The sequence below is a fragment of the Streptomyces sp. NPDC091416 genome (genome assembly GCF_044756845.1).
GTDB lineage: Bacteria > Actinomycetota > Actinomycetes > Streptomycetales > Streptomycetaceae > Streptomyces.
This window is the reverse complement of record NZ_JBIVTU010000015.1, coordinates 87,762-106,775: the sequence shown is the minus strand read 5'-3', so window position 1 is coordinate 106,775 and position 19,014 is coordinate 87,762. Positions and strand designations below refer to the sequence as shown.

Here is a 19,014-nt window from a genome sequence, read left to right as displayed (position 1 = left end):
TCCGTCGGTCGAGGCTGAAGCTGCCCTCCAGAAACTACGGGGGCGCCGGCGCCGACCGGACGCCCGCCCCGTCCGGTCCGGCACCACCCTGCTCAGACGCCGGCCGCCCGTGCCCGCTCGTACACCTCGGTTGCCACGTCGATGAGTTCGCGGGCGTCGCGCAGGGAGGTCTGGAGGTCGAGCATGATCTCCGGAACGCCTGTGGCGGCATGCGCGGCGAGATCCTCGACGATCTGTGCGGCGTCGCCGTGGAACGGCTTCCGGTCCGTGCCGGGCACAGGCGTCGCGCTGTACCGCGCGTTGGCACGGAGACAGACCCCGACCGGATGCCGGCGCCCACGTTCGGCGGCGGTGTCCCGCACCCGCTGCCACTGCTCGGCGAGTTGCGAGGCACCCATGGCGACGGGCATCCAGCCGTCCGCCCGGTCGACCAGACGGCGCGTGGCCCGGGGGCCGGAGGCCGCCAGATAGACGGGGATGGGACGCGCGGGCTTGGGGCCCACCTCGGACGGTGCGATCGTGGTCAGACGGCCCTTGTACGAGACGGGATCCGGGCCCCAGACGGCTGCGCACACGTCCAGCAGTTCGTCCAGAACCTCGCCCCGCTTCTCGAACGGCGCGACGGCAGCCGCCGCGTACTCGTCCAGGGACCAGCCCGTGCCCAGCCCCGCGACGACCCGGCCGCCACTGGCGGCGTCGAGCGACGCGAGCGAACGGGCGAGCTGGAACGGCACGTGCAACGGTGCGACCAGAACACTGGTGCCGAGCCGGGCCCGCTCGGTGGCCGCGGCGGCCAGCGTCAGTGTGACCAGTGGATCGGCGACGCCTCGGTAATGGTCGGGCCAGGCCAGCCCGGGCACGCCGTACAGGCCCTGGACCGCGGGTTCGGGAAAGAGGAGCCGCTCGAACACCCAGAGGCTCTCGTACCCGACGGCCTCCGCGGCGCGCGCCACGGCGGTCACGTCGCGGCCGATGTCGTACTGCTTCGTCTGCGGCAGACCGAGACCGAGCGTGACCGGCATACGAGTACTCCCTCAATTTGGTGTGCTGAGGCAACTACCGTACGCCGACGAGCTTTTGAGTGACCGGTCGGCTGTCCGGCGGGGGACCGCATCCGTGGTGACGAAGGCATGCCTCTGCCGCGGCGGCCTGCTGGTCGGGGAAACCGGCCGGATGGCATAGGCTGGGGATCACAACGACGCGGGGTGGAGCAGCTCGGTAGCTCGCTGGGCTCATAACCCAGAGGTCGCAGGTTCAAATCCTGTCCCCGCTACTGCTGAGGCAGGGCCCGGAACCCATGGTTCCGGGCCCTGCCTCTTTCAGTTGTCCACCTGGGTGTAGTACGAGGCGACAGCGGGCTGCCCGGTGTAGTTCGGGCCGGCCGCCGGATCGGCGCCGGCGTAGCGGAACGGCAGCCGGACAGGGCGCGGGCCGCGGAGCGTGAGCCGGTGGTGGCGGGGGACGTAGGTGAATCCGGCGGCGCGCAGAGCGGCCAGCACCGGACGTGAGGCCGGCCTGCCGTCCGTACGGCGAACCGAGTCCGGGTCGAAATGGGCGGCCAGCAGCCCGTCGGGAGCAAGCCAGGAGGCGGCACGCGTGAGCATGCGCAACTGGTCGCCGAGGTAGTGGAGCCCGTGGACACAGGTGATCAGGTCGTACGCCCGAGGTGCCTCCCAGTCGGTGACGGAGGCCGTGACGAGCTCGAGTCCCCGCGGCCGGGCAGCGGGATCGAGCGGGCCGACGAGGTCGACCCCGGTCAGCACGGCGGATGCGGGCAGCCGGGCCGCGGCCGCCCGCAGGGCACGGCCTTCCCCACTGCACAGATCGAGCCAGGACGGTGAAGCGGAGCGGCCCGACAAGTGGGTGACCGGATCGAACCCGAGCTCGCGGGTGTAGCTGTTGACGCCGTGAAGGCCACGCTCGCGGTTCATCGTGTTGTTGGCCACCACGGCCAACGACCGGAGGGCGTCGTCGGGGAGGAGACGGAGGGCCTCCTCCTCCCCGGCTGATGGCGGAGTGGCGGAGGCGGGAGGCATGGGGCCATTGTTCCCGCACTGCCGGAAGGGCGGGGCTTTTCGACCGGCAGCACCCGGCACGCGCAGCGTGTGGAACATGCCGAACCCGGGCTCCTCGGGGGTCAGCCGCGAAGCTCGCGCAGGTCCTCCGCGTCGAGCACGAGGTCGTCCGCCGCGAGGTTCTCCTCCAGGTGATCGAGGGAACCGGTGCCCGGAATCGCCAGCACCGACGGCGACGTGGCCAGCAGCGAGGCGATCCGTACCTGTGCGGCGGTCGCTCCCAGCCGGGCCGCGGCCTTGGCGAGCCGTTCGGTGTCGAGCGGGGTCCGGCCACCGCCGAGCGGGAAGTACGGCACGTACGCGATACCCGACTCCTCGCAATCAGCCAGCATCCCCAGGTCGTCGCCGTGCGCGTTCTGTACCGCCGTGACGGGCGCGATCGTCCGGGCTTCGGCGAACTGGACGGCGTCGACGTTGCTGACGCCCAGGTGCCGGATCAGCCCCTCCTCCCGGAGTTCGGCCAGTACCGCGAACCGTTCCGCGATCGATTCGCCGCCCGGCCCCGTCACACCGCCCACCCGCAGATAGACCAGGTCGAGCCGGTCGAGACCGAGGGCGCGCAGATCCGCCTCGACCAGTGAGCGCAGCTGACCGGGCGTCGCCTGGCCGCTCGGCACACCGCCGGGTCCGGGCAGCGGTCCGACCTTCGTCGCGATCACCAGGCCGTCCGGGTAGGGAGCCAGAGCCGTACGGATCAGCTCGTTGGCCCGTCCGGCACCCCTCCCGTAGAAGCCCGCCGTGTCGATGTGGTTCACGCCGAGCGCCACGGCGCGACGGAGCACCGCGATGCCGGTGCCAGGATCGCGTGCGGGGCCGTCGAACGTGCCCATCGCCAGGCGCATGGCGCCGAATCCGAGCCGCCGGATGGTCAGGTCCCCGCCGAGGGAGAACGTCTTGATCGTCATGGGACCCATGGTCAGCGCCGTGGGTGCGGCAGGGCGAGCTCGTGGCAGCTTGCTGCCAGACTGGAGGAGTGCGAAAGGAACAGATGTTCTCGGTCCAGGGCGACGCGGAACTGATCGCGCGCGCCGGTCATCTCTTCGAGTCCGTGCGCACCGAGTTCCTGTGCGCGGCACGGGATCTCGACACCTGGTCACAGCCGTCGGCCAGGGCATCGATCCGCAACCGCATGCGGGCCACGGATTCTCCTGGCCCGACCGCCCGCAAACTGCTCAGCCCGATGGCGCTCGCCGACGAGGCGACGCGCAGGCACCTGCGACTGGTACAGAGTCAGGGCGCCCTCGTCCGGATCAGCGGCTCTCCGCTTCCGCACGAGACGATCATCATCGACCGGCGGGTGACGATCCTCGCGGGCCGGGAGACGCCCGCCGGCCGCCAGTACACCGTGACGACCTCCACCACCGTCGTCGACGGCGTGCACGCGCTGTTCTCCGCCATCTGGGACAACTCCGTCGAGCTCGACGCCTACCTGAGGCAGGACGTACCGCATCTCGACGCGGACGACCGCACGATCATCGACGCGCTGGGTTCGGGGCTCACCGACACCTCGGCGGCCAGACGGCTCGGCGTCTCGCTGCGCACCTATCGGCGACGCGTGGCGCAGCTCATGACGACGCTCGACGCCGGCTCACGTTTCCAGGCCGGGCTGAGAGCGGGCGAGCTGGGGCTGCCCCGGCGGACGGAGTGACCGCCCGCGCCCCGGTCGTCCCGGGAGCCCAGGTGGTGTGGGCCCGCGGGACGACCGGCGGTCACGCCTGCGGACCACGCGCACGAGCCGGCTCCCCGGGGCCACCCGATGACACGGGACGCCCCGGGACGGGTTTCGTTGTCCCGAAGGCCCGGGCTATGCGAACTGGCCGGGCCGGTAGTCGCCCGCTGGCTGCCGGACGATGAGGTTCAGCCGGTTGAAGGTGTTGATGAACGCGATGACCGCCACGAGCGCGACGAGCTGGTCCTCGTCGAAGTGCTTGGCAGCGTTCGACCAGGCCTCGTCCGTGACGCCTCCCGCCGCGTCCGCGATGCGGGTGCCCTGCTCCGCCAGCTCCAGCGCGGCGCGCTCGGCGTCGGTGAACACCGTCGCCTCCCGCCAGGCGGCCACGAGATGCAGGCGGGTCGCGGTCTCGCCGGCTGCGGCGGCGTCCTTCGTGTGCATGTCGGTGCAGACACCGCAGCCGTTGATCTGACTTGCGCGGAGCTTCACCAGCTCCGCCGTCGAGGCCGGCAGCGTCGACTCCGCGAAGGCCCTGCCCGCGGCGACCAGGTGCTTCAGGGACTTGGCCGCCAGCGGGTTGGCGAACAGGTTCAGGCGCGCTTCCATGGTGAACTCCTAGAGGTGATGACGGGTACACCTCTGTGACGGGCCTGCGCGGGAGAATGTGACAGGGCCACTCGTGACGGCCCTGTCCTCCGCATTCCGGTCACCTGGTTCGACGTCCCGGCTACCGACCTCGGCGGGGCGGCCGCTGGCTCCCGGCAGCGGGCGGCCCTCTACAGCCCTGCGAAACCGGCCCGCTGCGCCTGCAGCTCCGAGCGGACGAGTTCCAGGAGGCGGCCTGCCCAGTTGCGGCCGCGGCCGGCGTTGTCACCCCAGAAGTCCGAGTCGGCGTCGTCGTAGATCACGGTGGCGTCGTCCGTGGCCAGCAGGATCTCGGCCAGGTCGGGGTGCTGGTCGTACTTCGCGCGCAGCAGGGCCGTCATCACCGCGGTGCGTGCATGCTGCCAGCCCTCACGCTGGGCTGCCGCGGTCGCGGACTCGCGTGCGGCGGCATGGGTCTCTGCCGTGGCGATCGCGGTTCGGGCCTCGGGAGCAGCCACTGACAGCGCCCAGTAGGCGTGGGCGGCAGAGGGGTAGCTGACCTCGCCGACGACGATCGGGGCCGGGTAGTCATTGCGCAAGCCCCGGAATCCCGGGGCATCGACCGGTTTGCTCGGATACGTGTGGTCCAGTTTGATCGCCGGGGCGAAGGAGGTCACCGGTCCGTCCGCCGGGACGCGTGCGGCCCGTTCAGCGGCCCATCGCGCCCGTTCCTCGAAGTAGGCGACGGCCCTGTCGTAGGCCTCCTGCGTGATCGGCCCATCGACCGGGACGTAGGTTTCGCCGCCGGGTCCCGCCACCAGCACCCGCAGCGGCCAGTCTTCGCTGTCCATGTCGCCCAGCGCGTAGCGGCGCTGCGAGACCGGGATGGCCAGGAAGGCGTTGCGGGCTGCGGCGCGGTTCTCCTCGGTCCGGTCGGAGAGGAATGTGTCGACGGCGGCGAGGCATCGGCCCGTCGAATCCGGGCGCCCGTTGAGCTGGTCGATGGTGTCCCGGATCTCGGCGACCAACAGGTCCGGAGTGAGGTAGCTGCGGGGCTCGCTGAAGGTCCAGCCGGCCAGCTGGAACGCGGATGCCTCAGCGCCCTCCGGCAGGGTGGTGGCAACCCAGCCGCTGCGGAGCTTGTCCTGGAACTCCTCGAGGGTGACCAGTTCCCAGCAGTCGATGAGCCCGTCGGCGTAGATGAACAGGTCGGTGAGGTAGTGCGTGCCGCCGTTGCGGATGAAGGCGTGGCGCCAGGTGCCGGGTATCCGAACACCGTCCGCAGTGCGATGAGTGGTCTTGTTGCCGATCATCCGGCGATTGTGTCGCAGCCGCCCTTGAGCGGTCGGGGAATTTCCGCACGGTCGAAGTCCCGCGGGGAGACAGCGCCGTGACGTGTGCCTCCTCGCCGGTTCACAGGCGGGACACCAGATCCCACATCACGGCGGACGGCAGCGACGGGTTGGTGGCCGCGGCTTCCGCCACGTGCGGGTCCGGGCCGGCGAGCAGCGCGACCACGACGTGCTCCGGCAGAGCCGGATGCGCGGCGGCCGCCTCCCGCGCCCTGTCGTCGGACAGGCAGACGAGGAGCGCCGCAGCGGGCGCGTGCGGGTGCCGTGCGATGGTGCGGAGGGCCTTGCGCGCCGGTGGACCGTGCCGGGCCTGACCGTCCAGCAGCTCCGGTGTCGCCTCCGGGTTGGCCGCCACCCCGGCCGCGATCCGGGTCGCGTGACGCCGGGTCATGTCCCGCAGCTGTGCGTCGGAGAGGCCGGGGTGGGGCGCGATGGCCTTGACCACCTTCGCATCGGGGTCGGCAGCGAGCGCGTCGCGGATCCCCGCAGGCAGATCGCGGCGCAGGGCCAGGAGCATCCTTGCGGCAGGGACCGGTGACGTGGCCATTTCGGCGACTTCGGTAGGGAAGCGCAGGCGATCCGCGGCAGCAGGGCGGGGCCGATCCGGGTGGTGCGCGCCAGGCCGATGAGCATGTCGAGAGGCACGTTCGGGTTGCGGGCGAGGCTGCGGCGTACGCTGTCGTCGGGGTCGCCCGCCAGGGTGCGCATCACGGAGTCGTCGATCGCGGCGTTCTCGGCAAGGTCCGCCCGTACCCCCGGAACCGGATCCTCCGCAAGCCGTCTGCTCACCTCCGGCGGCAGTCCGGGGCGGGCGGCGAGGGCCCAGCGCAGCAGCGTCGAAGGATGCCGGGCAAAGCCGGTGACGACATCGGTGGGCGTGGCCGGGTTGTGGAGTGCCGCCAGGCGCATGTCGAACACGGTGGACTCGTGGGAACCGTCGCACGAGGCGCCCGGCAGCAGATCGCAGCCGGGCTGCTCGCACTGCCGGTCATGGACGAACGGTGTCTCCTCCCTGTCGCAGACCAGGCACCGCCGGGCGGGCGGCAACCCCTCACCGGTGACCAGCGCGGCCAGCACGGCCGGTGGCGTGTCCTCGTTGTGCGCCAACGCGCGGCGCACCTCGGCGCGCGGATGCCCCGCGAGTCCGGCAGCGACCTCCGGCGTGGCCCACAGCGCGAGCTCGGCGACCACGCGCACGTCCGCGTCCCCGGCCGGCAACCGCACCACGTCCAGGGGGAGGCCGGGGCAGGCCGCACGTTCCTCCCGGTGTTCGACGACCGGATCCGTCGCGAACCTGCGCGCCCATTCCGGCTTGCCCGAACCCTCGTCGAGCAGGGCGAGGGCGGCATCCGGCCGGGCCCGCGGATCGACGTCCAGGGCGGTCAGCCGGCCTTCACGGACCAGTTGGACCGTGCTCTGCGCAACGCGCGCCGACAGAGCCGCCGCCTGCGCACGGCTGAGGTCGGCACGACCGGCGAGACTCGCGGCAACATCCTCGTCCGCGACCGAGACCAGCCGATCGACCAGTTCCGCCGGCAGGGCGGTATTGCGGGCGAGGCCGCAGAGCACATGATTCACGACCGTCATCCTGCCCGGACCCTCCGCCCAGGACCTGCGGATTCCGGCCTGCGGACGCGCCGCACGCCCGAGGCGAACGGGGGATGGCGTCAGGAGATGCCCGGGGGACCGCACCAGTGTGCTCACGTGCGAGACACGTGAGGGTGAAGTGACCGCATCGGCAACGCACTTGGAGGAATCCATGGTCAACTCGCCCGCCACCGCGCCGCTCGGCGCGACCCGTCACCGAGTCCGCCTGAGAGCACCTGTGGCGGCGGTCTGCTGCGGCGTGCTGCTGGCCGGTCCGGTCCTGGCCGGCGCAGTCGCTCCGGCGGTCGCCGCAGTGCCCGCCGCAGCCCAGGAGGGTACGCAGCACGAGGAGTCCGGCCGCGGGACGCTGGTCTCCGCCGAGAAGCTGTACACGCTCGCCGGCCCGGAAGCCGCGGCGGCCGAACTGCGCACCGCCGGGTTCGGGGACGACACCGTCCGCCACGGAGTGGTCGCGTACCGGCTGATCTACCGTACGGTCGACGCGAAGGGACACCCCACCACGGCCAGCGGTCTGTTCGCGGTGCCGCTCGGCACCGGGACCCGCCTGCGGGCAGTCTCCTTCGCGCACGGCACCGGCTCACACAAGGACGACTCCCCGTCCATGAGGCGAGCCGTGTTCCACTCGGCGCCCGTGATCGCACACGCGGCGGCCGGCGCCGCGGCGGTCGCGCCCGACTACCTGGGGCTGGGCAAGGGCCCCGGGCTGCACCCGTGGATGGACATCGCCTCCGAGACCACGGCCTCGCTGGACATGCTGCGGGCCGCCCGCGCCTTCGCGCCCCGAACCGGACACATCCTGGACCGTGAGGTCCTGGTCACCGGCTTCTCGCAGGGGGCCTCGGCCGCCCTCGGGCTGGGCAGGGCTCTGGAGGCGGGCCAGGACCGCTGGTTCCGGCTGGGCGCGCTGGCCCCGGTCAGCGGGGCGTACGACTTCGGCGGCGCGGAGCTGCCCGCACTGGTCGCGGGCAGGCTCGATCCCAAGTCCAGCGCGGTGTACGCGGCGTACACGCTGGTGGCGTTCAACCGGCTGCACCCCATCTACGAGCGGCCCGCCGAGGTCTTCCGGGGCACGTACGCGCAGACGGTCGAGGAGCTCTTCGACGGGGCACACACGGGGCTGGAACTGATGCAGGGGATCCCGGACTCCCTGGACGCGCTGCTGACGGATCACGGCCTCGCCCTGCTCACGCATCCGACCGGAGCGCTGGCGGCGGCCCTGCGCACCACGGACGCCGTGTGCACCGACTGGACGCCCCGCGCTCCGGTCCGGCTCTACATGGCGACGGGGGACGAGCAGGCCACCACGGAGAACACGGAGCACTGCCGGGCCGCTCTGGCCCGCAGGGGGCCGGATGTCCCGGTCGTCGATCTCGGGGAGGTCGACCACAAGGAGTCGCGCCACCTGGGATCCAACGTCGCGGCCACGACGGCGATCGTGAAGTGGTTCGGCGAGCTGCGCCGGCGGTGACCGCACGTTTCGTGCCGGCCGGGCCGTGCCTCAGCGCAGGTCGAGGCGCATCAGGACCCGGGGATGCCCGGCCAGTACGGACGTGGTGTCGGCGGCATGGATGAACCCGGCGCGCTCGAAGTTCTTCCGGATCCCGGCGTACGCCATCGTCAGGTCGACCTTGGCGTCACCGTTGTCGACCGGGTAGGCCTCGATCGCCGGCGCACCGTTGGCGCGGGCGAACTCGACGGCACCGGCGATGAGGGCGTGCGAGATCCCCTGCTTCCGGTGCCCGGGGCGCACCCGGATGCACCACAGCGACCAGACGGGCAGGTCGTCGACGTGCGGAATCCGGCGGCTGCGTGCGAACGAGGTCTCGGAGCGCGGCGCCACGGCGGCCCAGCCGACCGGCTCGTCGCCGTCGTGGGCGAGGACTCCGGGCGGGGGCTTCGCCCGGCACAGCCCGGCGACGAACTCACCGCGCGCCGGGCCGCGCAGCTCGCTGTTGAGCGCGGACGGGATCCGGTGGCTCAGGCACCAGCACACGTTGGCGCCGGACGACTTCGGGCCGAGGAGCGCGCGGACGTCCTCGAAGTCCGATGCCGGGCGAACGTCCAAGGCCATGGCCCCACACTGACATGACGCCGGGGCGGCGGGCGGGACCCACGCCTGATCAGCGACCTGATCATCTTCGACAAGCTCCTGCAACTCCTGAGCGCACATCTCTCGCCGGCTGCAAGTCAGCTCACTCGACAGAGTCCAACGCCGGGGCAATGGTGGCGAAGGCCCGGCCGGTCAGTTCGGCGGGGTCCTCACCACCTTCGCTACCGCTCCACCGTTGCAGCACGGCGTCGAAGGCGGTGAGCGCCATCCCGGCGGCTAGCTGCGGGTACAGATCGGTGTCGGGGTCGAGGCGCAGGCGCTGCGCCAACTCTGCTGCCAGGTCGTCGCGCCACTGGTCCTGGCGTTCCAGAAAACGTGCGCGCAGGGCGGGAGTGCGCAGAATCAGCTGAACCACGCGCAGTGCCCTGTCGGAATGGTCGGCGCAGGCAGCCATGGAGACCCAGACGGTGTGCTGCAGGGACGCGGAGGGCTGCTCCTCGATGGGGCGAGACGCCAGCGCCGCGCGCATGCCGATGCCCATGTCGGCCAGGAACTGGACGACCACGTCCTCCTTGGAGGCGAAGTACCGGAAGAATGTCCGCTTGGACACGCCGGCGGTGGCCGCGATCTCGTCGATGGTGACCGCGTCGAACCCCTTCAGTGCCAGTAGCTGCAGCGCCGCTTCGCTCAGCTCGTTGGAGACGAGCTGGCGTTTGCGCTGGGCCATGGTGACTTCAGGTCGGGAGTTCACCGGGCAATCCTACCGCCATGCCATACATGGCACTCGGTAACTGCTTGACACCAAGTGCCAGCGAAGGCAGCGTGTGTCGCATGACGAAGAATCAGCGCTGGACCGCCGATCAGATCCCGGACCAGGCCGAGCGAGTGTTTGTCGTGACCGGAGCCAACAGCGGCCTCGGCCTGGCGACCACCCGGGCACTCGCCCGCAAGGGCGGGCACGTGATCCTCGCGGTACGCGACGAGGCCAGAGGCCACCGGGCCGCCGCGGAGATCACAGCTGAGCAGCCTGGCGCCGACCTTGAGGTGCGCCGCCTCGACCTGGCCGATCTCGATTCGGTCCGGGCGTTCGCCGATCGGTTGCGCGCCGATCATCCGCGGCTGGACGTGCTCGTCAACAACGCCGGCGTGATGGCGCCGCCCCGCTCACTGAGCGCTCAGGGCCACGAGTTGCAGTTCGCCTGCAACCACCTCGGCCACTTCGCGCTCACTGGTCTGCTGCTCGACCTGCTGACCGTCGGCAACGACCCCCGCGTGGTCACGGTGAGTTCGATCAACCACCGGCAGGGGCACCTCTACTTCGACGACCTTTCCGGCGAGCGCAAGTACTCGCCCATGGGGTTCTACAACCAGTCGAAGTTCGCCAACGCCGTCTTCGGACGGGAACTCCACCGGAGGCTGACCGCGGCAGACAGCTCGGTCCGCAGCCTGCTCGCCCACCCCGGCTTCACCTCCACCAACCTCCAAACCAGCGCGCCGGTCGGCATGGTGAAGGTGCTGTACGGCCGCATCCTCGCCCCGCTCGCCCAGCCCTCGGAGCAGGGTGTACTGCCCCAGCTGTACGCGGCCACCGCCCCGGTCGTGAAGGGCGGTGAGTTCATCGGGCCGGACGGCTTCGCCGAGCTGCGAGGCGGCCCGACGCAGGTGGAGTTGTCCACCGCGGCAGCCGATGCCCGGACCGGCCGCCGCCTGTGGGAACTGTCGGAACAACTCACCGACGTGCGGTTCCTGTCTCCGGCAACTTCCTGAAGAAGGCGTCGATGACGATGGCCCGGCGCTCGTAGCAGCGGGCGAGGCGATGGAAGGCGTTCTGCCAGGCATGGGTGCGCTCCACCTGCCACCTCTGGCTTGCCTGGAGGGGCGCCTTCTCGCCCTTGTGCGCGATCCGGCCCCGCAGGCCACGCTCGTCGAGCAGGGCGCGAGTCCTGTCGGAGTCGTAGCCGGCGTCCAGGCGGACGGTGATGTCGTCGGGCAGCGGTCGGAGGTCGTCCAGCGGTCCAGGGCCGGCGCGAGCAGTGGGGAGTCGTGTCGGTCGGCCCAGCCAGGACGCGGCCCAGTGGAATGCCCTACCCGTCCGTCATGCCCGAGCGTTTCAGACCCTCTTCCCCGGTGATCACAGAGCGTCGCAACTCCATGATCACCAGGATCTGTACCTGTCCTGCTGCCAGGTACCACCACCGCGCCTATCCGCGCGACCTCTAAGCTCGGCCCATGAAGATCACCGTGCGGCAGGCGGACGAGAGCGACCTGCCGGCGCTGCTGGCCCTCTACGGCGAACTGAACCCGGACGATGCCCCGCTGCCCCAGGCGTCCGCGCACGACGTGTGGGAGCGGATCTCGCGGCAGCGCGGACGCACCGTCCTGGTGGCCGACGCCGCCGGCACCCTCGTCGGCACGGCCGACTGCCTGGTCATGCCGAACCTCACCCGGGGCGGCCGGGCCATCCTGTTCGTGGAGAACGTCGTGGTGGCGGGCGCCGCTCAGCGGCGCGGCGTCGGCCGCCTGCTGATGGACGCGGCCTTCCACCTCGCCGCGACGGAGGGCTGCTACAAAGTGCAGCTGCTGGCCGCCGATGACGCGTACGTCCACACCTTCTACGAAGCGTGCGGCTTCAGGGCCGCGGCCCAGGGCTTCCGCCGCTACGTTTCCTGAAGCCGCACCGGGTGACGAGACCCGGGACGGCATCGGACGACGCGACCCGGGACGGCACCGGACGGCGCGGCGAAATTCGGCTGCGCGCATCACCCGGCCTCCGCATACTGAGCGGGCTTCGACTCCCGAGCCCTGAGGAACTCACCAGCGTGCAGGCTGCCGTCACCGTCACTCCCGCCCAGATCCCCGAACTGCTGCTGGGGCTCGCCACCGTACGGCCCGTGTTCCTGTGGGGAGCGCCCGGCATCGGGAAGTCGTCGCTCGTACGGAAGTTCGCCGACTCGCTGGGAATGGAGTGCGTCAGCCTTCTCGGCACGCAGCTCGCACCGGAGGACCTGATCGGCGTGCCGCAGATCCGTGACGGCCGCTCCGTGTTCTGCCCGCCGGAGGCCATCGCCCGCGACGAGCCCTACTGCCTCTTCCTCGACGAGCTCAACGCCGCCACGCCCGACGTCCAGAAGGCGTTCTACTCACTCATCCTGGACCGGAGGATCGGATCGTACGAGCTGCCTGCCGGTTCGGTCGTCATCGGCGCCGGCAACCGTGCCACGGACAACGCGCTGGCGAGGCCCATCGCGTCCGCGCTGGTCAACCGTCTCACCCACGTCCATCTGCGGGCCTCGTCGGCGGACTGGCTGGTGTGGGCGGGGGAGAACGGGGTCCATCCGTGGGTGACGGACTACCTCGCCGACCGCCCCGACCACCTCTGGTCCCAGCCGCCCAAGACCGAGGAAGCCTTCTCCACGCCCCGGTCCTGGCACATGCTCTCCGACGCGCTGCACTCCTTCGGGCCGGACATCGGCGAGGAGACGCTCAAGGTCATCGTGCACGGCACGCTCACCCCCGCCCACGCCGTCTCCTTCTGCGGGTACGCCAAGATCGTCCGCCACTCCTTCGGCATCGAGGCCATCCTGAAGGGCGATGCCTCCTGGCCCGCCCGGATCGAGGACCGCGACCTGCTGTACTACCTGGCCGAGGCGTTCCGCGGACGGCTCGTGAAGGAGCTTCCCCGGCGCAGGGAGCACGTCTCGGCATCGATGCGGCAGACCGCCCACCGGGCCAAGTCGCTGCTCGTGCACCTCGCCGAGATCTCCGTCGAGGTCGCCCAGACCGTCATCGCGGACGACACCGACGGTCAGCCGGTGCTGCCCGCCTGGTTCCTCGTCGAAGCCGCACGCGACATGCCCAGGCTGGTCGAGGCCCGGCGATGAAGGCGACCGCCGGCCACCGGGCCGGTGCCAGGGGCCGGAAGGCAGGCAAGGGCGCGGTGTCCGACCCGGCCGCCGAGGCGTTCGCCGCCGGGCTCGCGATGGCCAGGCGGAACCCGGCTTTCGCCGCCGTCGAGGCGTCCGTGTGCAGAGCGCCCGACTGCGTCCTGACTCCGGCCGGCGGACTGGCCGTCGTCACTTCCAACGGCACCGTCCATGTCCACCCCACGAAGCGGGCCGATCCGGCCGAGTGGGCCTGGACCCTGGCCCACTGCCTGCTGCATCTGGGTTTCGGCCATGTGCCGGCCGCCGCGGACGACCGGCGCGAGCAGCCCGACCGGTTCGACCTCGCGGCACGCTGCGTGGTCGTCAACCGCTTCCTGCTCACCCATCCGACCGGCCGTCCCCCCGTCGACCTGCCGGATTCCTATCCCGGCGGTGACGAGGAGCAGCTTGCCGCCCGTTGGCGCCGGGACGGCATTCCCGCCCTGTACGAGGCCTGCGGAACCGCGGGCGGACAACCCGACCAGGTCCTCACCACCTGGAGGACCTGGAACAACTCCGCCGTCCCCGACTGGGAGACGTCCTTCGCGCGCGCCCTCACCCGCAGCGTCTCCGCCGCGATGGACGTGGCGGGTGGCCGCCGGGACAGCGTCACCGGCGTACGCGCACCGCTGCGCCCCTGGGACCGGGCCCTGAACTGGTTCGTCTCCTCCTATCCGTTGCTGGGCGGGCTCGCCGCCGGTCTCACGGTCGTCGCCGACGCCGAACTCGCCCGGTCGCAGGGCATCTCCATCGCCGCGGTGAGTTCCGTGGCGGGCGAGATCTACGTCAACCCGCTGCGGGCGCTGAGCGAAGAGGAGTGGCGGTTCGTCCTCGCCCACGAGATGCTGCACGCCGCTCTGCGCCACGGTGAACGCGGCGGTGGGCGCGACCCGTTCCTGTTCAACGTCGCCGCGGACTACGTCGTCAACGACTGGCTCGTCCAGATGCGTGTCGGCGACATGCCCGAAGGGCTGCTGTACGACCCCGGCCTGCGCGGGCTGTCCGCCGAGGAGGTGTACGACCGGATCGCGACCGGCCTGCGCCGGCAGCGGCGCCTCGCCACGCTGCGGGGCAGAGGCGCAGGTGACATCCTCGGCGAGGCGCTGCCGCACGCCGAGGCCCGCGCCTGCACCGACCTGGACGAGTTCTACCGGCGCGGGCTGGTCCAGGGCTTCGACCTGCACCGGCACGGGGAGCGCGGCCTTCTGCCCTCCGGACTCGTCGAGGAGATCCGGGCGCTGGCCCACCCGCCCGTGCCGTGGGACGCGAGGCTCGCCCGCTGGTTCGACGAGTACGTCCCGCGGCCCGAGGCCGTACGGTCCTACGCGCGCCCGGCACGCAGACAGGCGTCGACCCCGGACATCCCGCGCGCGGGCCGCCGCTTCCCTCCGCAGGAGACGGCGCGCTGCACCTTCGGCGTCGTCCTGGACACCTCCGGCTCGATGGACAGAGGCCTCCTGGGCAAGGCGCTCGGTGCCATCGCGTCGTACGCGGAGGCACGTGACGTACCCGCGGCGCGCGTGGTCTTCTGCGACGCGGCAGCGTACGACGCCGGCTACCTGCCACCGGCCGAGATCGCCGGGCGGGTGCGGGTGCGCGGCCGCGGCGGGACCGAACTCCAGCCCGGCATCGAACTGCTGCGGCGGGCCGACGACTTCCCGCCGACGGCCCCGGTGCTCGTCATCACGGACGGATGGTGTGACACCCTGCGGATCCGGCGCGAACACGCCTTCCTGATCCCGCAGGGCGCCTCGTTGCCGTTCACACCGCGCGGCCCGGTGTTCCGTCTGAGCTGAGACCGCGCGGCGGGTCCGTCCGCCGGTATCCGGACGGGCCGGGAACGTCAGCCGACCTCGATGAGGAGATCACCGGCCTCGACCTGCTGGACCCTGCCGATCGCCAGGCGGCGCACCACACCCGCGGCCTGTGCCGTGATCGAGGCCTCCATCTTCATCGCCTCGATGGTGGCGACCGTCTGGCCGGCCGACACCGAAGCGCCCTCCTCGACCTGCAGCGTCACGACGCCGGCGAACGGCGCGGCGACATGGCCCTCGTTGCCCCGGTCCGCCTTCTCCGCCGCCTTCACATCGGTCGCGACGGACTTGTCCCGCACCGAGACGGGCCGCAACTGCCCGTTGAGAGTGGCCAGTACGCTCCGGAAACCACGCTCGTCCGCCTCGGAGATCGCCTCCAGCTCGATCAGCAGGGTGACACCGGGGTCGAGGGTGACCGTGTGCTCGGTCTCCGTCTCCAGGCCGTACAGGAAGTCCTGCGTCGGCAGTACGGAGGTGTCCCCGTACGCCTCGCGGTGCGCGTTGAACTCCTTGGTCGGGCCGGGGAACAGCAGCCGGTTCAGCGTCGCGCGCGGTGACTCGCGCAGCGCTTCGAGGTCTTCGTCCGACAGCTGCGGTGTCTGCTCCTTCGCCGGACGGCCCTGCAGCGCGCGGGTACGGAACGGCTCCGGCCAGCCACCGGGCGGGTCGCCCAGCTCGCCCCGCAGGAACCCGATCACGGAGTCCGGCACGTCGAACTTGCCGGGGTCGGACTCGAAGTCCGACGCCTCGACCCCCGCACCCACCAGATGCAGCGCCAGGTCGCCGACCACCTTCGACGAGGGCGTCACCTTCACCAGCCGGCCGAGCATGCGGTCGGCCGCGGCGTAGCAGTCCTCGATGAGCTCGAAGCGGTCGCCCAGCCCGAGGGCGATGGCCTGCTGGCGCAGGTTGGACAGCTGCCCGCCGGGGATCTCGTGGTGGTAGATCCGGCCGGTCGGCGAGGCCAGCCCGGACTCGAACGGGGCGTACACCTTGCGGGTCGCCTCCCAGTAGGGCTCCAGGTCACCGACCGCCTGGAGGGAAAGGCCCGTCGCGCGCTCCGTGTGGTCCGTGGCGGCCACCAGCGCCGACATGGGGGGCTGGCTGGTCGTTCCCGCCATGGAGGCGACCGCCGCGTCCACCGCGTCCACGCCGGCGTCGATCGCGGCGATCAGCGTGCCCAGCTGCCCACCGGCGGTGTCATGGGTGTGCAGATGGACCGGCAGGTCGAACCGTTCGCGCAGCGCCGTGACGAGGGTGCGGGCCGCGGGCGGACGCAGCAGCCCGGCCATGTCCTTGATGGCGAGCACATGGGCGCCGGCTTTCACGATCTGCTCGGCGAGACGCAGGTAGTAGTCCAGCGTGTACAGGGTCTCGCCCGGGTCGGAGAGGTCCGCCGTGTAGCAGAGCGCCACTTCGGCGACCGAAGTGCCGGTGGCGCGGACGGCGTCGATCGCCGGACGCATCTGGGACACGTCGTTGAGGGCGTCGAAGATGCGGAAGATGTCCATCCCGGTGGCCGCGGCCTCGGCGACGAACGCCTCGGTGACTTCCGTGGGGTAGGGCGTGTAGCCCACCGTGTTGCGCCCGCGCAGCAGCATCTGCGTACAGATGTTCGGCACGGCCTCCCGGAGCTTGGCCAGCCGCTCCCACGGGTCCTCCGCCAGGAAGCGCAGCGCCACGTCGTAGGTGGCGCCGCCCCAGCACTCGATGCTCAGCAGCTGCGGCACGGTCCGCGCGACGTGCGGGGCGACGGCGAGCAGATCACGGGTACGGACCCGGGTGGCCAGCAGCGACTGGTGGGCGTCCCGGAACGTGGTGTCGGTGACGGCGACGGCCGCCTGGGCGCGCAGCTCCGCGGCGAAGGCCTCGGGACCGATGGCCGCGAGGCGCTGCCGGGACCCGGCCGGCGGCGTGCCGGCCGGCAGTGCGGGCAGCTTGTCGGCGGGCTCGATGACGGAGGGCCTGGGGCCGTACGGCCGGTTGACGGTGGTCTCGGCGAGGTAGCCGAGCATGCGGCTGCCCCGGTCGGCCGACGGGCGGGCCCGGATCAGCTCCGGATGCTCCTCGATGAAGCTGGTCGTGACGCGCCCCGCCCGGAAGTCGGGCTGATCCAGCACGGCCCCCAGGAACGGCAGGTTCGTGGCCACACCGCGGATGCGGAACTCCGCGATCGCCCGGCGTGCACGACGGGCCGCGTTGGTGAAGTCGTGCCCGTGACACGTCAGTTTGACCAGCATCGAGTCGAAGTGGGCCGACACCTCGGCGCCGGTGTGCACGGTGCCGCCGTCCAGCCGTACGCCGGGTCCGCCCGGCGAGCGGTACGCGGAGATGGTGCCGGTGTCCGGCCGGAACCCGTTGGCCGGGTCCTCCGTCGTGATGCGGCACTGCAGCGCCGTGCCGTTGAGGGTGATGTCGTCCTGCGTGAGATGGAGACCGGGCAGCGTCATGCCGGAGGCGATGCGCAGCTGCGCGATCACCAGGTCGCGTCCGGTGACCTGTTCGGTGACGGTGTGCTCGACCTGGATCCGGGGGTTCATCTCGATGAACACATGGTTGCCGCGCTCGTCGACGAGGAACTCGACGGTGCCCGCGTTCACGTATCCGATGTGACGCGCGAAGGCGACCGCGTCGGCACAGATCCGGTCCCGCAGGGCCGGGTCCAGATTGGGGGCGGGCGCGATCTCGACGACCTTCTGGTGGCGGCGCTGCAACGAGCAGTCACGCTCGTAGAGATGGACGACATTGCCCTCGGCGTCGGCGAGGATCTGCACCTCGATGTGCCGGGGGTTGATCACGGCCTGCTCCAGGAAGACCGTCGCGTCGCCGAACGCGGACCCGGCCTCACGCATGGCCGCGTCGATCGCCTCGCGCAGTTCACCCGGCTCCGCCACCCGGCGCATTCCGCGCCCGCCGCCACCCGCGACGGCCTTCACGAAGACGGGGAAGCCGATGTCCTCGGAGGCCGCGACGAGCTCGTCCACGTCCTGTGACGGCTCGGAAGACTTCAGCACCGGGACGCCGGCCTCGCGGGCGGCCGCGACCGCCCGGGACTTGTTTCCCGTCAGATTCAGCACCGCTGCCGGCGGTCCGACGAACGTGATCCCGGCGTCGGCGCAGGCAGCCGCGAGGTCCGGATTCTCCGACAGGAATCCGTAGCCCGGGTAGATCGCGTCCGCGCCCGCCTTCCGGGCTGCTCTGATCACCTCTTCCACCGAGAGGTAGGCCCGTACGGGATGTCCCGGCTCGCCGATCCGGTAGGCCTCGTCGGCCTTGGCACGGTGGAGGGAATTGCGGTCCTCGTGCGGGTACACGGCCACGGTGGAGATCCCGAGCTCGAACGCCGCGCGGAACGCCCGGATCGCGATCTCCCCGCGGTTGGCGACCAATACCTTGTCGAACATCAAACTCCCCATTCGTGTCACGGGCGCGTGGCCTCAGGGCAGGCGATGACGCACGGGATACGCCAATCGGCATCCGGTGGTCACGTGGCGGTGGCGAAGCGCTCCGTGGTTCTCGGGCCCGGAGCGTTCGACACCGTACCGGAGACCTTCCCAGAGATCGCGGGCGCAAAGGATGGCGTGCGTCACGTGCCGCGATTCCGGCCCGCCGGCCCCCACGAGCAGCGGATCCAAGCGCCGCGGCAGCGCACAGCCGCGGTGGACGTCGGCTCCCGACCCGGCATCAGAAGGCCTGCGCACCCGGGCGGAAACACGCGTCGGGCGGCCTGTCGGCCGGAGCGGCCGGGTGCCTTTCGGTCTGGTGCGGACGAGGAGGACGAGGCGTCCGCGCGGGCAGTGCGGACGCCCGGCGGAAGGAGACGTCCGGGGCACCCCGGCGTCGCCACCGCTGCCACGGGCCGCACCGTCACGAGGGCCGCAGCATCGGGTGACCCGTGCCCCGGACGGCTGCGGGGCGACGGAGCGCCCGCCGAG

At 71.5% G+C, this 19,014-nt stretch carries 14 protein-coding genes, 1 tRNA gene and 2 pseudogenes; 7 read left to right on the top strand and 10 right to left on the bottom strand.

The window, feature by feature from the left end:
• Positions 1 to 92: 92 nt before the first annotated feature.
• Complete coding sequence (locus ACIQMX_RS34500; protein WP_402484061.1) at positions 93 to 1,022, bottom strand: LLM class F420-dependent oxidoreductase; 930 nt, start codon at positions 1,020 to 1,022, stop codon at positions 93 to 95.
• A 177-nt stretch (positions 1,023 to 1,199) separates the two neighbouring features.
• On the opposite strand from ACIQMX_RS34500, the gene ACIQMX_RS34495 reads away from it, so the two are divergent.
• A tRNA-Met gene (locus ACIQMX_RS34495) sits at positions 1,200 to 1,273 on the top strand.
• 46 nt (positions 1,274 to 1,319) lie between these two features.
• On the opposite strand, the gene ACIQMX_RS34490 is transcribed toward ACIQMX_RS34495, so the two are convergent.
• Both ACIQMX_RS34490 and ACIQMX_RS34485 read right to left on the bottom strand, forming a co-directional pair.
• Positions 1,320 to 2,036, bottom strand: a complete 717-nt coding sequence (locus ACIQMX_RS34490) for a class I SAM-dependent methyltransferase (protein ID WP_402484059.1) — start codon at positions 2,034 to 2,036, stop codon at positions 1,320 to 1,322.
• 101 nt (positions 2,037 to 2,137) lie between these two features.
• On the bottom strand, positions 2,138 to 2,980 hold the full coding sequence (locus tag ACIQMX_RS34485; RefSeq protein WP_402484057.1) for an oxidoreductase: 843 nt from the start codon (positions 2,978 to 2,980) through the stop codon (positions 2,138 to 2,140).
• Between the two features lie 68 nt (positions 2,981 to 3,048).
• Between ACIQMX_RS34485 and ACIQMX_RS34480 the strand changes: the two genes are divergently transcribed.
• Entirely contained in the window at positions 3,049 to 3,723 is a 675-nt protein-coding gene (locus ACIQMX_RS34480) for a DNA-binding response regulator (protein WP_402484055.1), read from the top strand.
• 156 nt (positions 3,724 to 3,879) lie between these two features.
• Here ACIQMX_RS34480 and ACIQMX_RS34475 read toward each other — a convergent pair whose 3' ends face one another.
• The 3 genes and pseudogenes from ACIQMX_RS34475 to ACIQMX_RS34465 form a co-directional block, all read right to left on the bottom strand.
• A complete protein-coding gene (locus ACIQMX_RS34475) occupies positions 3,880 to 4,353 on the bottom strand; it encodes a carboxymuconolactone decarboxylase family protein (RefSeq protein WP_402484053.1) in 474 nt (157 codons plus the stop codon).
• A 170-nt stretch (positions 4,354 to 4,523) separates the two neighbouring features.
• On the bottom strand, positions 4,524 to 5,645 hold the full coding sequence (locus ACIQMX_RS34470) for an NADAR family protein (protein WP_402484051.1): 1,122 nt from the start codon (positions 5,643 to 5,645) through the stop codon (positions 4,524 to 4,526).
• A 100-nt stretch (positions 5,646 to 5,745) separates the two neighbouring features.
• Positions 5,746 to 7,262, bottom strand: a pseudogene (locus ACIQMX_RS34465) (hypothetical protein).
• A gap of 181 nt (positions 7,263 to 7,443) precedes the next feature.
• On the opposite strand from ACIQMX_RS34465, the gene ACIQMX_RS34460 reads away from it, so the two are divergent.
• Positions 7,444 to 8,760, top strand: coding sequence for a lipase (locus tag ACIQMX_RS34460; protein ID WP_402484049.1), 1,317 nt, complete (start codon positions 7,444 to 7,446; stop codon positions 8,758 to 8,760).
• A 30-nt stretch (positions 8,761 to 8,790) separates the two neighbouring features.
• Here the strand turns inward: ACIQMX_RS34460 and ACIQMX_RS34455 are convergent, their stop codons facing one another.
• Both ACIQMX_RS34455 and ACIQMX_RS34450 read right to left on the bottom strand, forming a co-directional pair.
• Positions 8,791 to 9,363: a GNAT family N-acetyltransferase gene (locus tag ACIQMX_RS34455; protein WP_402484047.1), complete on the bottom strand. Its 573-nt coding sequence runs from the start codon at positions 9,361 to 9,363 to the stop codon at positions 8,791 to 8,793.
• Positions 9,364 to 9,484: 121 nt separating this feature from the next.
• Positions 9,485 to 10,069: a TetR family transcriptional regulator gene (locus tag ACIQMX_RS34450; protein WP_363070257.1), complete on the bottom strand. Its 585-nt coding sequence runs from the start codon at positions 10,067 to 10,069 to the stop codon at positions 9,485 to 9,487.
• Positions 10,070 to 10,173: 104 nt separating this feature from the next.
• On the opposite strand from ACIQMX_RS34450, the gene ACIQMX_RS34445 reads away from it, so the two are divergent.
• Entirely contained in the window at positions 10,174 to 11,109 is a 936-nt protein-coding gene (locus ACIQMX_RS34445; RefSeq protein ID WP_363070055.1) for an oxidoreductase, read from the top strand.
• Here the strand turns inward: ACIQMX_RS34445 and ACIQMX_RS34440 are convergent.
• Positions 11,108 to 11,468, bottom strand: a pseudogene (locus ACIQMX_RS34440) (transposase); the annotation flags it as partial. The gene ACIQMX_RS34445 and the pseudogene ACIQMX_RS34440 sit on opposite strands and share 2 nt — an antisense overlap.
• A 103-nt stretch (positions 11,469 to 11,571) precedes the next feature.
• Here ACIQMX_RS34440 and ACIQMX_RS34435 point away from each other — a divergent pair.
• The 3 genes from ACIQMX_RS34435 (at position 11,572) to ACIQMX_RS34425 (ending at position 15,061) form a co-directional block, all read left to right on the top strand.
• Positions 11,572 to 12,012 carry a GNAT family N-acetyltransferase gene (locus tag ACIQMX_RS34435; RefSeq protein WP_402484045.1) on the top strand — a complete coding sequence of 147 codons (441 nt, stop codon included), beginning with the start codon at positions 11,572 to 11,574 and terminating at the stop codon, positions 12,010 to 12,012.
• A gap of 149 nt (positions 12,013 to 12,161) precedes the next feature.
• A complete protein-coding gene (locus tag ACIQMX_RS34430; RefSeq protein ID WP_363070051.1) occupies positions 12,162 to 13,223 on the top strand; it encodes a MoxR family ATPase in 1,062 nt (353 codons plus the stop codon).
• Complete coding sequence (locus ACIQMX_RS34425) at positions 13,220 to 15,061, top strand: DUF2201 family putative metallopeptidase (protein ID WP_363070049.1); 1,842 nt, start codon at positions 13,220 to 13,222, stop codon at positions 15,059 to 15,061. The genes ACIQMX_RS34430 and ACIQMX_RS34425 overlap by 4 nt, the downstream gene beginning before the upstream one ends.
• A 47-nt stretch (positions 15,062 to 15,108) precedes the next feature.
• Here ACIQMX_RS34425 and ACIQMX_RS34420 read toward each other — a convergent pair whose 3' ends face one another.
• Complete coding sequence (locus ACIQMX_RS34420; protein WP_402484042.1) at positions 15,109 to 18,483, bottom strand: pyruvate carboxylase; 3,375 nt, start codon at positions 18,481 to 18,483, stop codon at positions 15,109 to 15,111.
• Between the last annotated feature and the right edge of the window lie 531 nt (positions 18,484 to 19,014).